Source organism: Streptomyces niveiscabiei, assembly GCF_001419795.1.
Lineage (GTDB): Bacteria > Actinomycetota > Actinomycetes > Streptomycetales > Streptomycetaceae > Streptomyces > Streptomyces niveiscabiei.
Map to the genome: position 1 here is coordinate 1 of NZ_LIRL01000639.1, position 4,151 is coordinate 4,151.

The 4,151-nt window shown below is 74.5% G+C and carries 3 protein-coding genes; 2 read left to right on the forward strand and 1 reads right to left on the reverse strand.

Annotated elements, in window-relative coordinates:
* On the forward strand, nucleotides 1–1,043 hold a 1,043-nt coding region (locus AOK24_RS28875), incomplete at its 5' end, for a SpoIIE family protein phosphatase (RefSeq protein WP_055722984.1).
* Between the two features lie 83 nt (nucleotides 1,044–1,126).
* Here the strand turns inward: AOK24_RS28875 and AOK24_RS28880 are convergent.
* Nucleotides 1,127–2,620, reverse strand: coding sequence for a DNA-binding protein NsdB (locus tag AOK24_RS28880; RefSeq protein ID WP_055722985.1), 1,494 nt, complete (start codon nucleotides 2,618–2,620; stop codon nucleotides 1,127–1,129).
* Between the two features lie 244 nt (nucleotides 2,621–2,864).
* Between AOK24_RS28880 and AOK24_RS28885 the strand changes: the two genes are divergently transcribed.
* Complete coding sequence (locus AOK24_RS28885; protein ID WP_055722986.1) at nucleotides 2,865–3,968, forward strand: aminoglycoside phosphotransferase family protein; 1,104 nt, start codon at nucleotides 2,865–2,867, stop codon at nucleotides 3,966–3,968.
* Nucleotides 3,969–4,151 lie beyond the last annotated feature (183 nt).

The window sequence follows — 4,151 nt, forward strand, 5'->3', positions numbered from 1 at the left end:
CGGACGAGGCGGTGTGGTCGGCGGAGTTCCACCGCATCCTCGGCCGCGATCCGGCGTCCCCGGCGCTGACCCTGGACGAGCTGCCGTCGCTCGTCCTGGAGGAGGACCGGCCGAAGCTGACGGCGATGGTGACGGACTGCCTCATCGACTCGCGGCCCATCGACGGCGAGTTCCGCGTCGTCCGGCCGGGCGGCGAGGTGCGGACCGTGCACCTGATGGGCGAGCCCGTGCTCGGCGCTGACGGGTGCACCGCCTCGATGTGGGCGGTGCTGCGGGACGTCAGCGAACTGCGGCGCAGCCAGCGGGCGGTGACCGAGACCCGTGACTCGCTCCGCCGGGGCGGGCCGCGTCCGCGTACCGAGGCACGGCTCGCGGTCGAGTCGCGGGGAGCCGCCACGCCGCCCTGGTGCGGTTCCCTGCGACTCCCGCGCCAGGCGCCCCCCGTGCTGGACGTCGCCGGGCTGCACCTGCCCGCTTCCGGCGGCGTGCCGATCGGGGCGGACTGGTTCGACTCGGTCCAACTGCCGGGCGGCGACACGGTGTTCACGGTCGGCTCGCTGACCGGGAACGCCCGGACGCTGGAGGCCACGGCGACGATGCTGCTGGGCGCGCTGCGCGGGATGGCGCTGGCCGGCACCGAGCCGGGGCGGCTGCTCGGGTTACTCGGGCAGCTCCTCGGCGCGGGCGAGCGGCCCGCGCTCGCCGGTGTCGTCTGCTGCCGGTACCGGCCCGCGAACCGCACCCTCACCTGGGCCCAGGCGGGCCCCTGCGCCCCCCTGCTGGTCCGCGGCGGCACCGGGCGCCGGCTGACCGGGCCCGGCGGCGCCCTCCTCGGCACCGCGCCGGGCGCCGTGCACCGCCCGTCCGAGACGCGCCTCGAACCGGGCGACCTCCTCCTGCTGCACACCGACCCGGACGCCCGGACCGTCCTCACCTCCCGGCTCGTGGAGGCGAGGACGGCACAGGAGGCCGCCGAGGCGGCGGCCGAACCCCACACCGGCGAGGACTCGGCATGCGTACTGGCGGCGAGGGTGCCGGTGTGACGATCGGACCGTCAAACCGAATCAGACCGTCAAACCGAATCGGGCCGTCACCCCGAATCAGACCGTCGCCCCGATGAGCGCCCTCACGTCGACACCACCGCCCCCCTGCCGCCCTTCGCCTTCGGCAGCGCCGACTTGATCTCCTCCCGCAGCTGCGCGATCTTCGGCTCCTTGGCGTACGGCCCGGTCAGCCGGTACATGTCGCTGAGCCGGTCCCAGGTCCGCAGCGACGAGTTCGCGCCCATCGACGACAGGGCTTGCCGCGCGTAGTGGTGGGCGTGCTCGGCGTCCCCCGCGATGAACAGGGCCGAGGCCATCGACAGGTGGTCGAAGATCCGGGACCGCTGCTGGGTGTCGTCCCGCAGCGCGAGGGCCTTGTCGGCGAAGTACTGCGCCTGGGCCGCCGCGCCCGGATCGTGCTCGGCGAGGGTGCGGTAGGCGAGGCCCTGCATGCCGTACAGGTCGGCCTCGTTGAAGAGCTGCATCCAGCTCGGCGCGGGCCCGTCGTCCCGGGCGGAGGCGAACAGGTCCTCCGCCTTGCCGAGGGTGCGGCGCATGGCCTGCCCCTTGCCCTCGGCGGCCTGCGCCCACGCCTCGATGGTGTGGAACATGGCCCGGGTGCGCGGCAGGATCTCGGGCCCGGCGCCGGACTGGGCGAGCCGCATCAGGTCGAGCGCCTCGCCGGGCTCGCCCAGGTGCACCTTCTGCCGGGCCGCACGGGAGAGGGCCTCGCTGGCGCGGGGCCGGTCCCCGCCCTCGCGGGCGGCGTGCGCGGCGATCAGGAAGTACTTCTGGGCGGTGGGTTCGAGGCCGACGTCGTGGGACATCCAGCCCGCGAGGACGGCGAGGTTGGCGGCGACGCCCCACAGGCGGCGCTGGAGGTGTACCGGGTGGCGGTAGGCGAGCATGCCGCCCACCTCGTTGAGCTGTCCCACCACCGCTTTGCGCTGGAGTCCCCCGCCCCGGGCGGCGTCCCAGGCGCGGAACACCTCCACGGAGCGCTCCAGCGCCTCGATCTCCTCGGTCCCGATGGGGGCGGCCTCGTAGCGGTCGAACCCTACGGGGTCGGCGTTCAGGGGGTGGTCGAGGACGGGAGCGTCGGCGGACAGGATCGGGTCGGTGTGCAGCCAGTCGTACATGGCGCTGCTGAGTGCGGAGCCCGCGGCGAGCGCGGCGCCCGCGCCCACCAGGCCGCGTCGGTTGAGCATGAGGTCCATTCCCGTGAATTCGGTGAGGAACGCGACCGTCCGGTCGGGCGTCCACGGAACCCCGTCGGGGCGCTCAGCGCTCCCGCCGCTCTGCCGTTTCCCCGGGCGCCCGTGCCGGACCAGACCGAGGTCCTCGATGGTCACGACACGGCCGAGACGCTCGGTGAACAGGGCTGCCAGCACCCGCGGTACGGGATCGCGCGGGATCTCTCCCGTGTCGATCCAGCGCCGTACCCGCGAGGTGTCGGTGGACAGTTGGGGGTGGCCCATGGCCGCCGCCTGCCGGTTCACCAGTCTCGCGAGTTCCCCCTTGGACCAGCCGGCCAGGCCGAACAGGTCCGACAGTCGGGTGTTGGGTTCTCCGCTCACGTCAAGCCCCCAGGTTCTCGGCTGGAGTCGACAGTAGCCGCACGGGCCGCGCCGGGGTTGCCGGGCGACTATTCGCCAGGGTTCGCCAGGGTCCGCCACGTGGTGTGCCACGGCCGATCGGGTGTCAGGTAGGAACGCGCCACCCCGACCCGGTCGTCCGGGGACACTCCCCAGGGTGCACCTGGGTGACCGGGCCGGGCGGCGCACTTGACTTCGCAGGCACACGAAGGGATCTGTCTCGCCCATGTACGCAGCATCGTCCTCCGTGTCCGCGCCGCCCCGGCCCGCCTACCCCCGCCAGGGTGGTGGCCCCTACCTCGCACCCGTCGCCCCCGGCATGGTGCGGCAGCGCAGGCCGGCGGGCGCCGGGACACCACCCCTCAGCGGCAGACTGGACCTGTCGGGCCCGCAGGGCGCCCAGTTGCGCACCGCGCTCGCCTCGGTGCACCGGATCTGCCCGGACTTCGCCCCGGTGCAGGTGCTGCGCCGCAGTGGCCGCAGCGTCCTGCTCGCCGGTACGACGGGACGCAAGCAGGCCGTGGCGAAGTGTCTGCTGGACCACTCCCCCGCCTGGGCGGAGCGCGGCCGGCACGAGATAGCCGCGTACCGCACGTTCGTGCGGCAGCGTCCGCCGGTGCGCACGCCCCGGCTGATCGCGGCGGACCCGGAGAACTGCGTCCTGGTCATCGAGCGGATGGCGGGCCGGGTCGCGGCGCTGACGCGGCATCCGGTGGAGGCGCCGCCGCGCGCCGACATCCGGGCGGCGCTGGCGGCGGTGTGCCGGCTCAACGCGTGGCGGCCCCCGGCGGGCACGTTCGACGCGCCGCTCGACTACGCGGCCCGGATCTCCCGCTACCACGACCTCGGCCTGCTGACCGACCGCGACCTCGGCGACCTCCAGAAGCTCCTGCACGGCATCGCGCAGTCGGCGGGCCGGGGCGGGATGGGCCAGTTCTGCCACGGGGACGCGCTGCTCTCCAACCTGCTGCTGTCCCCGGCGGGCCCGGTCCTCGTGGACTGGGAGCACGCCGGCTGGTACCTGCCGGGCTACGACCTGGCGGTCCTGTGGTCGGTCCTCGCGGACGCGCCGGGCGCCCGCCGCCAGATCAGCCAGCTCGCCCAGTCGGCGGGCCCGGCCTCCCGGGACGCGTTCCTGGTGAACCTGATGCTGGTCCTGACGCGCGAGATCCGTACGTACGAGACGGCCGTCCAGCGCGCCCTGCACGACCCGGCGCCCGCCCACGGCTCCCTGCCGACCGGCGAGGAACAGCGCCTGCTGCTGCGGCGGTTGCACGACGACGCCCAGATGGCGCGGCGTGCGGTGCGCGCGGCGGTCGGCACGCGCTGACCCCAGAGACCGAGGGCCTGCGGTGCGCCAGAGCGGCGGTGCATCGCAGGTCCTCAGCGCGTCCACCGGGCGAAACGCGCAGGGTCGCGCTGTGACGAGGGGGATCGCCTCCGCACGGGCATGATTGACGGACCGTCAGCGGGCCGGTAGGCACAGACGTGTCCGGCCCGCTGACGGTCCGTC